This is a genomic window from Pseudomonas fluorescens (genome assembly GCF_005938625.1).
Classification (GTDB): Bacteria; Pseudomonadota; Gammaproteobacteria; order Pseudomonadales; family Pseudomonadaceae; genus Aquipseudomonas; species Aquipseudomonas fluorescens_BD.
In genome coordinates, this window is record NZ_VCNJ01000080.1 from 36,945 (window position 1) to 53,544 (window position 16,600).

The 16,600-nt window shown below is 60.1% G+C and carries 14 protein-coding genes; 10 read left to right on the top strand and 4 right to left on the bottom strand.

Annotated features, from left to right (window positions below):
- Nucleotides 1–76 precede the first annotated feature (76 nt).
- The 4 genes from FGA82_RS29610 to FGA82_RS29625 all read left to right on the top strand — a co-directional run bounded on the left by FGA82_RS29610 (nucleotide 77) and on the right by FGA82_RS29625 (nucleotide 4,692).
- The gene (locus FGA82_RS29610) at nucleotides 77–1,426 is read left to right on the top strand and encodes an APC family permease (protein ID WP_141129837.1); all 1,350 of its coding nucleotides are present in this window, start codon (nucleotides 77–79) and stop codon (nucleotides 1,424–1,426) included.
- Between the two features lie 118 nt (nucleotides 1,427–1,544).
- On the top strand, nucleotides 1,545–2,561 hold the full coding sequence (locus FGA82_RS29615; protein ID WP_141129838.1) for an arginine N-succinyltransferase: 1,017 nt from the start codon (nucleotides 1,545–1,547) through the stop codon (nucleotides 2,559–2,561).
- A gap of 58 nt (nucleotides 2,562–2,619) precedes the next feature.
- Complete coding sequence (gene astA / locus FGA82_RS29620; protein ID WP_141129839.1) at nucleotides 2,620–3,654, top strand: arginine N-succinyltransferase; 1,035 nt, start codon at nucleotides 2,620–2,622, stop codon at nucleotides 3,652–3,654.
- A gap of 168 nt (nucleotides 3,655–3,822) precedes the next feature.
- Nucleotides 3,823–4,692: an isocitrate lyase/PEP mutase family protein gene (locus FGA82_RS29625; protein ID WP_007919546.1), complete on the top strand. Its 870-nt coding sequence runs from the start codon at nucleotides 3,823–3,825 to the stop codon at nucleotides 4,690–4,692.
- Between the two features lie 132 nt (nucleotides 4,693–4,824).
- On the opposite strand, the gene FGA82_RS29630 is transcribed toward FGA82_RS29625, so the two are convergent.
- From FGA82_RS29630 to FGA82_RS29640, 3 genes are all read right to left on the bottom strand, one after another.
- Nucleotides 4,825–5,127 carry a hypothetical protein gene (locus FGA82_RS29630; protein ID WP_038369113.1) on the bottom strand — a complete coding sequence of 101 codons (303 nt, stop codon included), beginning with the start codon at nucleotides 5,125–5,127 and terminating at the stop codon, nucleotides 4,825–4,827.
- A gap of 691 nt (nucleotides 5,128–5,818) precedes the next feature.
- On the bottom strand, nucleotides 5,819–7,057 hold the full coding sequence (locus FGA82_RS29635) for a M20/M25/M40 family metallo-hydrolase (protein WP_141129840.1): 1,239 nt from the start codon (nucleotides 7,055–7,057) through the stop codon (nucleotides 5,819–5,821).
- A 212-nt stretch (nucleotides 7,058–7,269) separates the two neighbouring features.
- Complete coding sequence (locus FGA82_RS29640; RefSeq protein ID WP_141129841.1) at nucleotides 7,270–8,343, bottom strand: diguanylate cyclase; 1,074 nt, start codon at nucleotides 8,341–8,343, stop codon at nucleotides 7,270–7,272.
- Between the two features lie 177 nt (nucleotides 8,344–8,520).
- Here FGA82_RS29640 and FGA82_RS29645 point away from each other — a divergent pair, with 177 nt between their 5' ends.
- The 6 genes from FGA82_RS29645 to hglS all read left to right on the top strand — a co-directional run bounded on the left by FGA82_RS29645 (nucleotide 8,521) and on the right by hglS (nucleotide 16,299).
- On the top strand, nucleotides 8,521–9,975 hold the full coding sequence (locus tag FGA82_RS29645; protein ID WP_141129842.1) for a flavin-containing monooxygenase: 1,455 nt from the start codon (nucleotides 8,521–8,523) through the stop codon (nucleotides 9,973–9,975).
- A 21-nt stretch (nucleotides 9,976–9,996) separates the two neighbouring features.
- Nucleotides 9,997–10,923, top strand: a complete 927-nt coding sequence (locus tag FGA82_RS29650) for an alpha/beta fold hydrolase (RefSeq protein ID WP_141129843.1) — start codon at nucleotides 9,997–9,999, stop codon at nucleotides 10,921–10,923.
- A gap of 136 nt (nucleotides 10,924–11,059) precedes the next feature.
- Nucleotides 11,060–12,559, top strand: a complete 1,500-nt coding sequence (gene glcD / locus FGA82_RS29655; protein ID WP_141129844.1) for a glycolate oxidase subunit GlcD — start codon at nucleotides 11,060–11,062, stop codon at nucleotides 12,557–12,559.
- Nucleotides 12,559–13,608, top strand: a complete 1,050-nt coding sequence (gene glcE, locus FGA82_RS29660) for a glycolate oxidase subunit GlcE (RefSeq protein WP_141129845.1) — start codon at nucleotides 12,559–12,561, stop codon at nucleotides 13,606–13,608. Before glcD ends, glcE begins: the two co-directional genes overlap by 1 nt.
- A gap of 2 nt (nucleotides 13,609–13,610) precedes the next feature.
- Entirely contained in the window at nucleotides 13,611–14,831 is a 1,221-nt protein-coding gene (gene glcF, locus FGA82_RS29665) for a glycolate oxidase subunit GlcF (RefSeq protein WP_141129846.1), read from the top strand.
- Between the two features lie 88 nt (nucleotides 14,832–14,919).
- Nucleotides 14,920–16,299 carry a 2-oxoadipate dioxygenase/decarboxylase HglS gene (gene hglS / locus FGA82_RS29670; protein ID WP_141129847.1) on the top strand — a complete coding sequence of 460 codons (1,380 nt, stop codon included), beginning with the start codon at nucleotides 14,920–14,922 and terminating at the stop codon, nucleotides 16,297–16,299.
- 31 nt (nucleotides 16,300–16,330) lie between these two features.
- Here hglS and FGA82_RS32340 read toward each other — a convergent pair.
- Nucleotides 16,331–16,600: hypothetical protein (locus tag FGA82_RS32340; protein ID WP_212760557.1), on the bottom strand; the 270-nt coding region annotated here is incomplete at its 5' end.

Consider the following 16,600-nt stretch of genomic DNA (forward strand, 5'->3'; position numbering starts at 1 on the left):
TACCGACTGCTGACGCTGTAAACGATGGACCGATAACAACTAAAACGACCGACTGGCTGACAAGGAGTTGCGCTTCATGGAAATTGAAGAATTCGGCTACAAGCAAGAGTTGAAACGTAGCCTGACGCTGACCGACCTGGTGGTGTACGGGATGATCTTCATGATCCCCATCGCCCCGTTCGGTGTGTATGGCTACGTTAACGCCGAGGCCCCGGGGATGGTGCCGCTGGCGTACATCATCGGCATGGTGGCGATGCTGTTCACCGCGCTGAGCTACGGCAGCATGGCCAAGGCTTTTCCGATCGCAGGTTCGGTGTATTCCTACGCGCAACGCGGCCTCAATCAGCACGTCGGCTTTATCGCCGGTTGGCTGATGCTGCTCGATTACCTGCTGATCCCGCCGCTGCTCTATGTCTACGCGGCGATGGCGCTGAACCATTTGTACCCGGATATTCCGAAAGTCGGCTTCATTCTGGCATTCCTGGTCAGCGCGACCTTCGTCAACCTGCGCGGCATCACCTTTACCGCTCGGATGAACATCATCTTCCTGCTGGCGCAACTGGTCGTACTCGGCATCTTCCTGTTCTACGCGTGGAATGCCCTGCACAACGGTGGCGGTAACGGCGAGTTGACTCTGGCGCCGCTGTATCACCCGGAAACCTTCAACTTCGCCCTGCTGATGCAAGCGGTGTCGATTGCGGTGCTGTCGTTCCTCGGCTTCGATGCGATCTCCACCCTCGCCGAAGAAATCAAAGGCGATCCGGGCAAAAGCGTCGGCAAAGCCGCGTTGATCACTCTGGTAGTCATGGGCGTGATTTTCGTTGCACAAACCTGGATCGCCACCGATCTGGCGGCCGGCATGGGTTTCAAATCCGCCGACACCGCGTTCTATGAAATCGCCGAAATCGCCGCTGGCAGCTGGCTAGCGACCCTGACTGCTGTCGCGACGGCACTCGCCTGGGGTGTGGCCGTGGCGATCACTTCGCAAGCTGCGGTCTCGCGTCTGCTGTTCGGCATGGCCCGCGACGGCAAGCTGCCGAAAGTGCTGGCCAAGGTGCACCCGAAACACAACACACCGTACCTGAGCATTTATCTGGTGGCGGTGCTGTCGCTGGTGATCTGCTACCTGTTCATCAACTCGGTCGACACCCTCACCTCGCTGGTCAACTTCGGCGCGCTCAGCGGTTTCATGCTGCTGCACCTGACAGTGATCAACTACTACTGGCGTCGGCAGAAGTCCGGTCAGGTCGTGCGTCACCTGATTTGCCCGGTGGTCGGCTTCATCATCGTCGCGGCCATCATGTACAACATGGGCGTCGATGCGCAGAAACTCGGCCTGATCTGGATTGCCCTGGGTCTGGTGTACCTGTTCTTCCTCAACAAGCTCGGCGCCAATACCGCGCTGCCTGACCCGAGCAATGGCTGACAAGAAAAAGAGCGGCGTCTGACAACAAATCAGGCGACCGCCGATTTATCGCGTGGAAACCGACAGTGATAGTCAGGTTCGGCGACTTTGCCGAACCTTTTGATACAGGAGTACATCCATGCTGGTCTTACGCCCAGTCGAACAGACTGATCTGCCCCAGCTCCAACAATTGGCCCGCGACAGTCTGGTGGGCGTGACCTCCCTGCCGGACGACAGCGAACGCCTGCGCGAGAAAATCGCCGGTTCCTGCGCCTCGTTTGACACTGAATCGGCGTCCCATGGCCCGGAGAATTACTTCTTTGTGCTGGAAGATCTGGATGATCATAGCCTGCGCGGCTGCTCGGAAATTCTCGCGACTGCGGGCTTCGACGAGCCGTTCTACAGCCTGCGCAACCGCCATTTCACCAGCGCCTCACGCGAGCTGAACATCGAACACGGCGTGCCAGCGCTATCGCTATGTCACGACCTCAATGACCACACACTGCTGCGCGGCTTTCACATCGACGCCAATCTGGTGCGCACGCCGTTCTCCGAGTTGCTGTCACGGGCGCGCCTGTTGTTCATCGCCGCCCATGTGCCGCGCTTTGCCGAGGCGGTGATTACCGAAATCGTCGGCTACAGCGACGAGGCCGGCAACTCACCGTTCTGGGATGCGCTGGGCAAACATTTCTTCGACCTGCCCTACGCGGAGGCCGAACGGCTGTGCGGGTTGCAAAGCCGCACCTTTCTCGCCGAACTGATGCCGCAATACCCGATCTACGTGCCGATGCTGCCGCAAGCGGCGCAGGAGTGCATCGGTCGGATCCACCCGGACGGTCAGGAAGCCTTCGACATCCTTGAGCGCGAAGGCTTTGAAACCAACAGCTACATCGACCTGTTCGACGCTGGCCCGACCCTGTATGCGCGTACCTCGAATATCCGTTCGATTGCCCGCAGCCAGACGGCAACGGTGCAGCAACGGCCACAGATCGATGCCCGTGGCCGTTACCTGTTGAGCAACAACGCGCTGCACGGCTTTCGCGCGATCATGGCCGAACTCGATTATCAACCCGATCAACCGCTGTCCCTCACCCCGGCAATGTGTGCGGCGCTGAACGTGACCGATGGCAGCCCGATCCGGCTGATTGCCCTGTGAAACCCGCGCGGTTGCGCAGCCAACGACAGTGCCCGAACAGGCGCGAAGGAGTTACAGCATGATTGTCCGCCCGGTCAAAGTCAGCGACCTGCCAGCCTTGATGGCGCTGGTGCAACAGGCCGGCCCGGGGTTCACCACCCTGCCGGCCAACGAAGATCGCCTGTCCCACCGGGTCCGTTGGGCGCAACGGGCGTTCGCCGAACAAGTGGAGCGGGCCGACGCTGACTATCTGTTTGTGCTCGAAGACGACGACATGCGCGTGGTCGGCGTCAGCGCTCTGGCCGGAGCGGTCGGCCTGCGCGAACCCTGGTACAACTATCGGGTCGGGCTGACCGTGAGTTCGGCGCCGGATCTGGGTATTCAGCGGCAGATCCCGACGCTGTTTCTCAACAACGAACTGACCGGCCAATCCGAGCTGTGCTCGCTGTTTCTTGGCCATGATCAGCGCCACGGTAGCAATGGCCGCTTGTTGTCACTGGGGCGTTTGCTGTTCGTTGCCGAGTTTCCGCACCTGTTCGGCGAGAAGATGATTGCCGAACTGCGCGGCAGTGCCGATGAGCACGGTTGTTCGCCGTTCTGGGACAGTCTGGGCCGGCATTTCTTTCAAATGGACTTCAGCCATGCCGATCACTTGTCGGGCCTTGGCAACAAATCGTTCATCGCCGAACTGATGCCGCGCCAGCCGCTGTACACCTGCATGCTCACCGAACAAGCCCAGGCGGCGATTGGCCAGGCACATCCGAATACCGAGCCGGCGCTGAAAATTCTTCAGGCCGAAGGTTTTACCCACAAAGGTTACATCGACATCTTCGACGGCGGCCCGGTGATCGAAGCGCCGGTGCGCTCGATCCGCACTGTGCGCGAAAGCGTCGAACTGACCCTGAACCTCGGCAGCCCGGATGAACAGGCACCGCTGTGGCTGATTCACAACCGGCGTCTGGAAAACTGCCGCATCACCGTCGCCCGCGCCCGCCGGGTCGGCAGCAGCCTGGTGATCGACCGCCTCACCGCCAAGCGCCTGCAACTGCAACCGGGCAATTCGGTGCGCGCGGCGATGCTGCCCAATCAACAGCAACAGGCGGTGGCGGCCTGACGGTCACCACCGCAAAAAAGATAAATCCTTTCAGCAAAAGAGTCCGCGACAACCTGTCCCTTGCAAATTCGTCATGATCATTGACCCATTCGCGTGATAGCCTTTTCATTCTTCGGCGTTGACACCTTTGTTCAAGCCTTTCCATTCCTTTGTATTGGTGGAACTCGTATGACCAGGCTTTCCCATCAAGATTTGCGCCGTAACTTCCGTCAACTGCTGGCTTCCGACACCTGCTATCACACGGCTTCGGTGTTCGATCCGATGTCCGCGCGCATTGCCGCTGACCTGGGTTTTGAAGTGGGGATTCTCGGCGGTTCCGTGGCCTCGTTGCAGGTACTCGGTGCCCCCGACTTTGCCCTGATCACCCTCAGCGAGTTCGCCGAACAGGCCACCCGCATCGGCCGCGTCGCCCAATTGCCGGTGATCGCCGACGCCGACCACGGCTACGGCAACGCTCTCAACGTGATGCGCACCATCGTCGAACTGGAACGCGCCGGCGTCGCCGCCCTGACCATCGAAGACACTTTGCTGCCGGCACAATTCGGCCGCAAATCCACCGATCTGATCACCGTTGCCGAAGGCGTCGGCAAGATCCGCGCGGCATTGGAAGCCCGGGTTGATACGGAAATGGCAATCATCGCCCGTACCAATGCCGGCATCCTGCCAAATCAGGAAATCATCAGCCGCACTCGCCAGTACCAGGCGGCCGGGGCTGACGGCATCTGCATGGTCGGCATTCAGGATTTCGATCAGCTTGAGCAAATCGCCGAACACCTGACCGTACCGCTGATGCTGGTGACCTACGGCAACCCGGCGTTGCGCGACGACAAGCGTCTGGCCGAACTCGGTGTGCGCGTTACCATCGATGGCCATGGCGCATACTTTGCGGCGATCAAAGCGACGTATGACAGCCTGCGCGAACAGCGGCAGATCTTTACCCAGGCGTCCGATTTGAGCGCGACCGAGTTGACGCACACCTATACCCAGCCGGAGGAATACATTCTCTGGGCCAAGGAATACATGAGCGTCAAGGAGTGATGGGTTGGCCGGGCTGACGCCATCGCTGGCAAGCCAGGCTCCCACAGGTTATGCGGTTCGACATCAATTGATGGTTCAACACCAAACCCTGTGGGAGCTGGCTTGCCAGCGATGAAGCCCGCCGCTACACCGCTAAACCGGCGTCTTGTAAGCCTCCTCCCGCTGCACCGCCCGCGCCTGAATCACATTCAGAATCGCACAGCCCTCGCGCATCAACAGATGCACCGCGCTGGTCACCCGCGTCAGATCACAATCGGAAATACCCTTGAGGTTGAGACTGGCAAAGGTGTCGGCCAGATCGCGCACAACCACAAACCGGTGCATCGCACAGGCGGCCATGTCGCTGAGTTCTGAGTGAGTGTTGAGGAAGAGCACCGGGGATTCGGCGTCGTAGGTGTCGATGGGGAGGAAGCGGGGCATTACTTGATCACACATTGGTATAACTCCTGTATTGAAAGAGCTACCACCAGTCGCGGCCAAACGAGGAAGGTGGCAGCCGTACGCGGGTTGGCCGACCGGATACAGGAACCGGCACACCCGAAGGTGTCCCACGCACAGCCGCCATAACACAACATCACAGACAAACTTCGACTGAATATGTTGGGCAGACTGTACGTCTCTGTATCGACCGGCCAAGGTCGTTCGCGGTGTTTTTCCGCGAGCCCGAACTATAGGGGTCGATACCGAAATGCGGCAACAGGGTACGTTGTAGGAAACGTCTTGGAAAGTTGTACGCCGTCCGCGCCTTCCACTTTTCCCACAAAAGCCCCTCACCCTAGCCCTCTCCCAGAGGGAGAGGGAACTGATTGGGGGATGCCATGGATTTACGCCGACTTGTGATACCGCGTTGAATGCGAATTTGCATTCAACTTGATCTGCCGGTTGCCACATGGACCACAAACAACACGGTCAGTCCTCTCTCCCTCTGGGAGAGGGTTAGGGTGAGGGGCCGATTTATCTGGCACCCCGCCGACCTCATCACACCGCAAACCACCTCACCGCGGCTTAATGATCGTTCCCACGCTCCGCGTGGGAATGCAGCCCGGGACGCTCTGCGTCCCACACAAAGCGAACGCGGAGCGTCCGTTGAGGCATTCCCACGCAGAGCGTGGGAACGATCACTACCTCACCGCGGCTTGGCCAACTCCATGATCATCCGCGACAACAAATAAATCCGCGGCGCCACGCTCGCCACTTCGGCGTATTCCTCCGGCGTGTGAATATTGCCGCCAACAATCCCGAAGCCATCCAGCGTCGGCGTGCCGACCCCAGCGGACAGACTGGCATCCGCCGCGCCCCCACTGCCCTCCTCGGTCAACTTGCGGCCAATCTCGCCATAAATCCCCTGGGCCATGGCCATCAGGCGATCCGACTCGGGCGTCTGCGGCATCGGTGGCAAGCCCCGCTGCAATGAAGTCTTCACTTCCGTCTCAGGAATCAATTTGTCCTGCGACACCCGCGCCAGATCCTTCTCGATCCGGTCAAATTCCTCCGGCACCGCCGCGCGCACGTCAGCCTTGGCCGTTGCTTGATCAGGAATCACGTTGGTGCGGTCACCGGCCTTGAGCACGGTGAAGTTGATGGTGGTTTTCTTCGCTTCATCGCCGAGTTTGCCCAGTTGCAGAATCTGGTGCGCCGCCTCCATCGCGGCATTGCGCCCCAGTTCCGGCGCGACACCAGCGTGCGCGGCTTTGCCCTTGACCTCGACCAGCGCCGTCGCGCTGCCCTTGCGCCACACCACCAGGCCATCGGCCGGACGCCCCGGCTCCAGATTGAGGGTCACGTCGTGCTGTTTGGCGGTTTTCTTGATCAGGTCGGTGGCGACGTCCGAGCCGGTTTCTTCGCTGGCGTCGAGCAGGAAGGTGATTTGCGCGTAGTCCTTGAAGTCGAGGTTTTTCAGGACTTTCAGCGCATAGATCCCGGCGACGATACCGCCCTTGTCGTCCATCACCCCCGGCCCGTAAGCGCGGCCTTCCTTGATGTGGAACGGCCGCTCGGCCGCCGAACCTTCCTTGAACACCGTGTCCATGTGCGCCATCAACAGGATTTTCGCCTTGCCGGTGCCTTTCAGCGTCGCCAGTACATGGTTGGATTTTTCCGGTGTGTTGGGCACCAGTTCGATGGTCGCGCCGAGTTTTTTCAGCTCATCGATGGCGATATCGCTGACTTGCTTGAGGCCGGGTTCATAACCTGAGCCGGAGTCGATATTGACCAGCCGCTCCAGCAATTTCAGCGCTTCTGGCTGGTATTGCTCGGCATCGGCGAGCACTTGTTTATGCGGTTCGGCGAAGGCCTGTGCAGTGGAAAAGGCAAGAGACAAGCCGAGGCTGGCGGCCAGCAGGGAGCGAGAAAATGAGAACGTCATGAAGCTATCCTTGTTTCGCGTCGGGGGGATTTAACCGTACCCGACATCGGCGCGAGGCTCTACACCGAATGCGACATCTCCCTGACCACCACCGAACACGTGTAGGAGCTGCCGAAGGCTGCGATCTTTTGATCTTGCTTTTGATTTAGAAAGACCAAAGTCAAAAGATCGCAGCCTTCGGCAGCTCCTACAGGGGATGTGGGGTATAGCGGTCAAACCGAATCCAGCAACGTCCGCCGGGGCTTGTCATCGCAATTGCAGATCACTCGGTTACGCCCGCTGGCCTTGGCCTCGTACAACGCCTGATCGGCATCATTGAGCCAGCGTGTCGCGTCGGCATGCGCCGAATCGTACGCCGCCAGGCCGATGCTCAAACTGACCTTCAACGCCGGGTTCTGCTCATAACCGAGAATTGCGAAGCGCTCGCGCAACGCCTCCATGGCCTGTGCGGCATTGAACAATGGCAAATCCGGCAAAATCACGCAGAACTCGTCACCGCCATAGCGCCCGGCAACATCGGTCGCCCGCAGGTTCTGCTTGAGCAACTTGCTCAACTGCCGCAACACAATGTCGCCCGCGACGTGGCCGTAAGTGTCGTTGATCGCCTTGAAGTGATCGATGTCGATCAGCGCAATCGCCGCGCCCTGCTTCTGCCGTTTGCAACGCTGAAAAGCGATCTCCAGTTGATCCTTCCAGGCGCCGTGGTTGAGCAACCCGGTCAGACTGTCGGTGCGGCTCAGGGCTAGCAATTCGCGTTTATGCCGGCCAAGGGTGTAGGCCTGGCGAAAGCAGATCCAGCCCAGCGCCAACGGGTACAGCAGCAGCAACGGGAAACAGGCGTACATTTGCGCAGGCGAGGTCTGCGGAACGAATGCCGGAGCAAAGACCACCAGCCCGACGCCGACCCCGAGCAACTGCGCCGCAGAACCTGCCAATAGAAAGCGTGAACCACCAATAGCGACGTTGTTCATCGCCATCATCGAAATGGTCGTGGCAGTGGGCAATGGATTGAAATGCATGGCGGCAAGCCAAAAGCCGCCGAAAAAGGCATCAATCAACAGATTTCGATGTTCGGCGTGATAGGGAACCCTGGAACGGCGTGCCCATTGAAACGCCAGATGCGGCCAGACCAGGCCGTTGAAGAGCATCAGTGCCCAGACCCACAACGGCGGATCGAGCGCATACATCGCGACAGATACACATAAAAGCCCAAGCAACAGCCCGAGGACTCGCGACGTATAAAGCCTCCTGGCCAATGAAAGTCCCTTTCCTCCGGTATTTCCCATAAGGACCTCGATCACGCACACCGCAGGACGGATGTGTTGGGAGTCTAACAGGGCGACGTTAAATAGCCATCACCGGCCAGCGGGCTGAATAGAGCGACATCAGGGCCGCACACAGTGCAAATATTTGGCTATACATGAAAGGAGCAAAATGGAAAAACAACTATAAGAAGGAGGCCCATGCACACCTATAAAGTGTTGATCATTGGCAGCGGTTTTGGCGGTCAATGTGCCGCGGTCAACCTGCTCAAGGCCGGGATCGACGATTTTCGCCTGCTGGAGCGACGGGACTTCTTTGGCGGCACCTGGTGCCAGAACACCTACCCCGGCGCGGCGGTTGACGTGCCGTCGCCGCTGTATTCGCTGTCGTTCGCGCCGTACCGCTGGTCGCAGATGTTCGCCGGGCAGGCCGAACTGCACCGCTACACCGAGCATGTCATCGAGCAATTCGGTTTGCGCGAGCGCGTAGAGTTGCAAGCCAATGTCGAGCGCGTCGAATGGGACGAAACACAAAAGCGCTGGGCCGTGCACACCGCCAGCAAAGGCACCTTTTATGCGCAGTTCCTGATCAATGCCACCGGGCCGCTGAGCCAACCGGTTATCCCGCACTTTCCCGGCCGGGATCGCTTTCAAGGCAAGACTTTTCATACAAACAACTGGGATCACAGCTACGACTATCGCGGTAAACGTGTGGCCATCGTTGGTAGCGGCGCCAGTGCGGTGCAAGTGATTCCAGCCATTGCGGAACCGGTCGAGCAACTGCATGTGTTTCAACGCACGCCGCATTGGGTGCTGCCCCGCGCCGATCGCCAGTTCGGACCGCTGCAACGCTGGCTGCTCGGACTCAAACCCGCTTACAAACTGTTGCGCTGGCTGATTTACTGGCAATTCGAAACCCGGGTCATCGCCTTCAAATATTCAAAAGCGGCGATTCACCTGGTGCAGCAGCACGCCCTGCGCTTTCTCAAACGTCAGGTGCCGGACCCGGCGCTACAAAAAAAACTCACGCCGGACTTCACCATCGGCTGCAAACGGGTGCTGGTTTCCAGCACCTATTACCCGGCGTTAAGTCGTCCCAATGTGACCTTGCATACCCGTGAGCAAGGCATCGCTTCCATCGACGAAACCGGTATCAACACTCAGGACGGTCAGCACATCGATGTTGATCTGATCGTCTGGTCGACCGGTTACGACGCCACCGACGGGGTGATTTCCTACCCGGTCAGCGGAAAAAACGCCGTGCAACTCAGAGATGTCTGGGCGCAATACCCGCGCGCGTATCTGGGCACCAGCCTGCCGGACTTCCCCAACCTGTTTATCGTCACCGGGCCCAACACCGGCATCGGCCACACCTCGGCGCTGTTCATCATCGAATCGCAGATGAACTACATCCTCGATTGCATCCGCACCGTGCAGGCCAAAGGCCTGCGCAGCATTGAAGTGCGCCGTGAAGCGGAACGTACCTACACTGAGATGATTCATCGGGAGATGGAGCGCACGGTCTGGAAGTCCGGCGGCTGCCACAGTTGGTATCAAAGCAAGAGCGGTCATGTGATCGCGATGTTTCCCGGCTTCAGTTTCAGCTATCACCGCTTGACCCGGGCGCTGAAACCGGCCGACCACATTCTGTCCTGAACACCTAAAAGGAAGACGTCGATGCTTTTGCTGTTTGTCGCCCTCGCGGTTTTCGTGGCCTGGAGCTGGTTGAGTTATCCGGCGGTCGGCCATTGGCTGTATGACCTGAACATGGCCATCGAGGCCAAGTTGTACAAATTGCACAAGATCGAAGTGCCGATCGCCGAGATGACCGTCTCGACCTGGCAGGGTGGGCCGTATGAAGCGGCCAGCGCGATTCTGATGCTGCATGGCTACAGCGCCGAGAAAAATCTGTGGCTGCGCTTTTCCCGGCACTTCGTGCGCCAGTATCGGGTGATCATCCCGGACCTCGCCGGTCACGGTGAAACCGGCTTCAAGGCTGGCGGCGGCTATGACATCCCGCTGCAAGCCAAACGCATGATCCAGTTGCTCGACGTCTGCGGCGTGGAGAAAGTCCACGTGATCGGCAATTCGATGGGCGGCTACATCGCTGCGTGGTTGGCGGCGACGTATCCGGAGCGGATCGCCTCGGTGGCGCTGATAGATCCGGCGGGTGTCACCGCGCCCGAGCCCAGTGACATGGAGCGGCATCTGGCGCGCGGGCATAACCCGTTTCTGATCAACTCGCGGGAAGAGTTTCGCCGGTTTTATGCGATGACCATGGAATCGCCGCCGTGGGTGCCGAACCTGGTGCTGGACGCCATCGCCCAGCGCTACGAACAACAGCGCGATGAACTGGAAGAGATCTTCCGCGATTTTCGCGCCAGCCCGCCGATGGAGCCGAAACTCGCCGACATCAAGTGCCCGGCGCTGTTGCTCTGGGGGCGCAAGGATCGGCTGATCGACGTCAGCAGCGTGCCGGTGTGGAGCAAGGGCATCGCCAATTTGCGCGTGGATGTCTGGGATCATGTCGGGCATATGCCGATGGTTGAACAACCGGGGAATACTGCAGAGCTTTATCGCGAGTTTTTGGGAAGCCAGAGATGACAATGCACCCAGCTCCTGATCGTTCCCACGCTCTGCGTGGGAATGTCTTAAGGGACGCTCCGCGTCCAGTGACGCGGAGCGTCACGGGCTGCATTACCACGCAGAGCGTGGGAACGATCAAGGGTAAGGGTTTGGGATGAACATTCTTTATGACGAACGCCTCGACGGTCCGTTGCCGCAGGTGAACAAGGCCGAATTCCTCAAGGCTTTGCAGCAAGCGGTGCCTGACCTCGACATTTTGTGGCGCGAAGAAGAACTCAAACCCTACGAATGCGACGGCCTCTCCGCCTACCGCACCACGCCGATGCTGGTCGCCCTGCCCCGTCGACTCGAGCAAGTGCAAACCCTGCTCAAACTTTGCCATGAGAAAAACGTCCCGGTGGTTGCCCGTGGTGCCGGCACCGGTTTGTCCGGCGGTGCCTTGCCGCTGGAACAGGGCCTGCTGTTAGTGATGGCGCGCTTCAATAATATTCTGCACATCGACCCCGCCGCCCGCACCGCGCGGGTACAACCGGGGGTGCGCAATCTGGCGATCTCCCAAGCGGCCGCACCCTTCGGCCTGTATTACGCGCCGGATCCATCGTCGCAGATCGCCTGTTCGATTGGCGGCAACGTCGCGGAAAACGCTGGCGGCGTGCATTGCCTCAAATACGGCCTGACCGTGCACAACCTGCTGAAAATCGAAGTGCTGACCATCGAAGGCGAACGCCTGACCCTCGGTTCGGATGCCCTCGATTCAGCGGGTTTTGATCTACTCGCCTTGTTCACCGGCTCCGAAGGTCTGCTGGGGATCATCACCGAAGTCACGGTCAAACTGCTGCCCAAACCGCAAGTCGCGAAAGTCCTGCTGGCCAGTTTCGATTCAGTGGAAAAGGCCGGCCGCGCGGTCGCCGAAATCATCGCGGCGGGGATCATTCCCGGTGGTCTGGAGATGATGGACAACCTCGCCATTCGCGCAGCCGAAGACTTCATTCACGCCGGTTACCCGGTCGATGCCGAGGCGATTCTGTTGTGCGAACTCGACGGTGTCGAAGCCGATGTCCACGACGATTGCCAACGGGTGCGCGAGGTCATGACCGAGGCCGGCGCCACCGAAGTGCGTCAGGCCAGCGACGAAGCCGAGCGCGTGCGGTTCTGGGCCGGGCGCAAAAATGCTTTCCCGGCAATCGGCCGTTTGTCACCGGACTATTACTGCATGGACGGCACCATCCCGCGCCGCGAATTGCCCGGGGTCCTGCAAGGTATCGCCCGCCTCGGCGAAGAATACGGTTTGCGCGTGGCCAACGTGTTCCATGCCGGCGACGGCAACATGCACCCGCTGATTCTGTTCGACGCCAACCAACCCGGCGAGCTGCACCGCGCCGAAGCCTTGGGCGGCAAGATCCTCGAACTGTGCGTGCAGGTCGGCGGCAGCATCACCGGCGAACACGGCGTCGGCCGCGAGAAAATCAATCAGATGTGCGCGCAGTTCAACAGCGACGAACTAAGCCTGTTCCATGCTGTAAAAGCTGCGTTCGACCCAAAAGGCCTGCTCAACCCCGGCAAAAACATTCCGACCCTGCACCGCTGCGCCGAATTCGGCGCGATGCATATTCACGCCGGGCAGTTGCCCTTCCCCGAACTGGAGCGTTTCTGATGGCTGACGTCGACGCCGCCAGCGCCCTGCTCGATCAGGTCAACGAAGCGCGGGCCAATGCCACGCCGCTGAAAATTCAGGGTGGCAACAGCAAAGCGTTTCTCGGCCGCGAGGTGGCCGGCGAAGTACTCGACACCCGTGCCCACTGCGGCATCGTCCGTTACGAGCCAACCGAACTGGTGATCACGGCGCGCGCCGGCACGCCGTTGTCCGAGCTGCTGGCGGCGCTGGATGCTGCCGGACAGATGTTGCCGTGCGAGCCGCCGGCGTTCGGCGAAAGCGCGACGGTGGGCGGCATGATCGCCACGGGTTTGTCCGGCCCTCGGCGACCGTGGTCTGGCTCGGTGCGCGACTTCGTCCTCGGCACGCGGGTGATCACTGGCCTTGGTCAGCACCTGCGTTTCGGCGGCGAAGTGATGAAAAACGTCGCCGGCTATGACCTGTCGCGGCTGATGGCCGGCAGTTACGGCTGCCTTGGAGTGCTTACCGAAGTATCGCTGAAAGTCCTGCCGAAACCGCGCCAGTGCCTGAGCATTCGCCTCGACATGGAATGCGCGCGGGCACTGACCAAGCTTGCCGAGTGGGGCCAGCAACCGCTGCCGATCAGTGCCGCCTGCCACGATGGCCAGAGTCTGTATCTGCGTCTTGAGGGCGGCGAAGGTTCGGTGACGGCGGCGCATCAACGCCTCGGTGGCGAGCCGCTGGATTCAGGGTTCTGGCGGGATCTGAATGAGCAGCGTCTAGGGTTTTTCAACGAAGGTCTGCCGCTGTGGCGCTTGTCGTTGCCGAACAATCTCGGGCCACTGGATCTGCCCGGCGAGCAACTGATCGACTGGGCCGGTGCACAACGCTGGCTGAAATCCGACGCGGCGCACATTCATATCCTCGCTCAGGAACTCGGCGGCCATGCCACCTGCTTCACCCACGGCGCCAGTTCTTCGCCGTTCCAGCCGCTGGCCTGGACACTGCTGCGCTATCACCGACAACTCAAGGCGCAACTCGACCCGCAAGGGCTGTTCAACCCCGGGCGCATGTACGCGGAGTTCTAGTCATGCAAACCACCCTCAGCGAACAATCGCGACAACTGCCCCGCGCCGCCGAGGCGGAGAAGATTCTGCGCACCTGCGTGCACTGCGGTTTCTGCAACGCGACCTGTCCGACGTATCAGTTGCTCGGCGATGAACTCGACGGTCCGCGCGGGCGCATCTACTTGATCAAACAAGCGCTCGAGGGCGCGCCAGCAACGGCGCAGACGCAACTGCACCTGGACCGCTGCCTGTCGTGCCGCAACTGCGAAACCACCTGTCCGTCCGGTGTCGACTATCACAACCTGCTCGACATCGGCCGCGCGGTGGTCGATCACGCGGTGCCACGCCCAGCGGCGCAACGCCTGTTGCGCGAGGGTTTGCGCGCATTGGCGCCGAATCCGGGATTGTTCAAAGGCTTGCTGCGCGTGGGCACGACGTTTCGGCCGCTGTTGCCGCGTTTGCTTGAAAGCAAACTGCCAAAGCATCTGGCTCTTTCCGGTGTGCGTCCTGCCCTGCGTCATGCCCGGCGGGTGTTGTTGCTGGAAGGCTGTGTGCAACCGGGACTGTCACCCAATACCAACGATGCGACGGCACGGGTGCTGGATCGATTGGGCATCAGCGTCACTCCGGTAACTGAAGCCGGTTGTTGCGGCGCTTTGGACTATCACCTCGACGCCCAGGCCAAAGGCCTTGACCGCGCCCGGCAGAACATCGATGCCTGGTGGCCGCACCTGCAAAACGGAGCCGAAGCCATTGTGCAGACCGCCAGCGGTTGCGGCGCATTCATCAAGGATTACGGGCATTTGCTGGCAGACGATCCGGTGTATGCGGCCAAGGCACAGGAAATCAGCGAGCGGACGCTGGATCTGGTGCAGATACTCGCGCAGGAACCGCTCGAACAGATCTGCGCCGCCACTGAACGGCGGATTGCCGTGCATTGCCCGTGTACCTTGCAGCACGCGTTGAAACTGGGCGGCGCGGTGGAAGCCGTGCTGACCCGCCTCGGTTTCAATCTCACCGCCGTGCCCGACGGCCATTTGTGCTGCGGCTCGGCGGGCACCTATTCGCTGACGCAACCGGTGCTCGCCCGGCAACTGCGCGACAACCGTCTCAACGCGCTGGAGAGTGGCCGCCCTGAGCTGATCGTCACTTCCAACGTCGGCTGTCAGAGCCATCTGGCCAGTGCCGGACGCACGCGGGTGATGCACTGGATCGAACTGGTGGATCAGTCGTTGGCAGAATGAAGTTCGTAGGATTCTTCGTTTGCCCGCGTGCGAGAAGGCTGCGATCTTTTCCCTCATCCATTCCGTGACCGTGGCAGGAATTTTTTTCATGACCGTGCAGCCGTTCATCAGCCCCGACCTGATCCGCCAACGCTTCTCCAAATCGATGTCCGACATGTACCGCGAAGAAGTGCCGCTGTACGGCGCGCTGATGGAGTTGGTGGAACAGACCAACCGCGAAGTGCTTGCACGTCAGCCGGACATCGCCCGGCAGCTCGACAGCACCGGTGAAATCGAACGGCTGGACATGGAGCGCCATGGCGCCATTCGCGTCGGCACCGCCACCGAACTGGCCACCCTCGCCCGCCTGTTTGCGGTGATGGGTATGCAGCCGGTGGGTTATTACGACCTGACCCCGGCGGGCGTGCCGGTGCATTCCACAGCATTTCGCGCGGTGCATGAGCAGGCGCTGCAAGTCAGCCCGTTTCGGGTGTTCACATCGTTGTTGCGCCTCGAGTTGATTGAGGATGCGCAACTGCGTGCCTTTGCCGAATCAGTGCTGGCCAAGCGTTCGATCTTTACCTCGGAGGCGTTGCGCCTGATCGCGCAAGCTGAAAACGCAGGTGGACTGAATGAAAGCGAGGCCGAGGCATTCGTCCTGCAGGCACTGGAAACTTTTCGCTGGCATCACAGCGCTACGGTGACTGCCGCGCAATACCAGACTTTAAGCGCCCAACACCGCTTGATCGCCGACGTGGTCGCGTTCAAAGGCCCGCATATTAATCACCTGACACCGCGCACGCTGGACATCGACCGCGTCCAGGAACAGATGCCGGCCCATGGCATCACCCCGAAAGCCGTGATCGAAGGCCCGCCGCGCCGGCAATGCCCGATCCTGCTGCGCCAGACCAGTTTCAAGGCGCTGGACGAGCCGATCGCCTTCACCGATCAAAACCAAACCCGTGGCAGCCACAGCGCGCGTTTCGGCGAAATCGAACAGCGCGGCGCGGCACTCACACCCAAGGGTCGGGCGCTGTATGACCGCTTGCTGAATGCCGCGCGCGATGAACTCGGTGATTTCCCCAACGAAGCCAACGCCGCACGCTACAACGCGCTGATGACTCAGCACTTTGGCGAATTTCCTGACAGTGTCGAGGGTATGCGTGAACAAGGGTTGGCGTACTTTCGTTATTTCGCCACGGAAAAAGGTCTCGCTGCTGTAGGGCTTGGGCAGTCGTCTCTGGAGGACTTGTTGCGCGATGGTTATGTGAAAGCGGAACCGTTGGTGTACGAAGATTTCCTGCCGGTGAGTGCTGCGGGGATTTTTCAGTCGAACCTCGGCGATGCGGCGCAGGCGCATTATGGCGAGCATTCCAATCGGCAAGCCTTCGAGCAGGCGCTGGGGCGCACGACCATTGATGAGTTGGGGTTGTATGCGGCGACGCAGCAGCGTTCGATCGATGAGTGTCTGACACAACTTGCGCGTTGAAAAAGCAAAAGATCGCAGCCTGCGGCAGCTCCTACAGGGGAAATGCATTCCAAATGCAGGAGCTGCCGAAGGCTGCGATCTTTTGATCTGAAAGCCCTGAGATAGCCATCTCAACCAAATGAAGGCATCTGGCCACTGTGCGCAAGAAGTTGCGCACTTGTTTTGCAAAAAAGTCTGATAAAACCGCTGAGAGCCACGTCGCACAAGGCCTGCAGCCAAGTGCGCAAGAAGTTGCGCAGTACTGCGCAACTTCTTGCGCACTTTTGCATTCGACGAGCGCTTTATTTCGCACAAGCGCCCG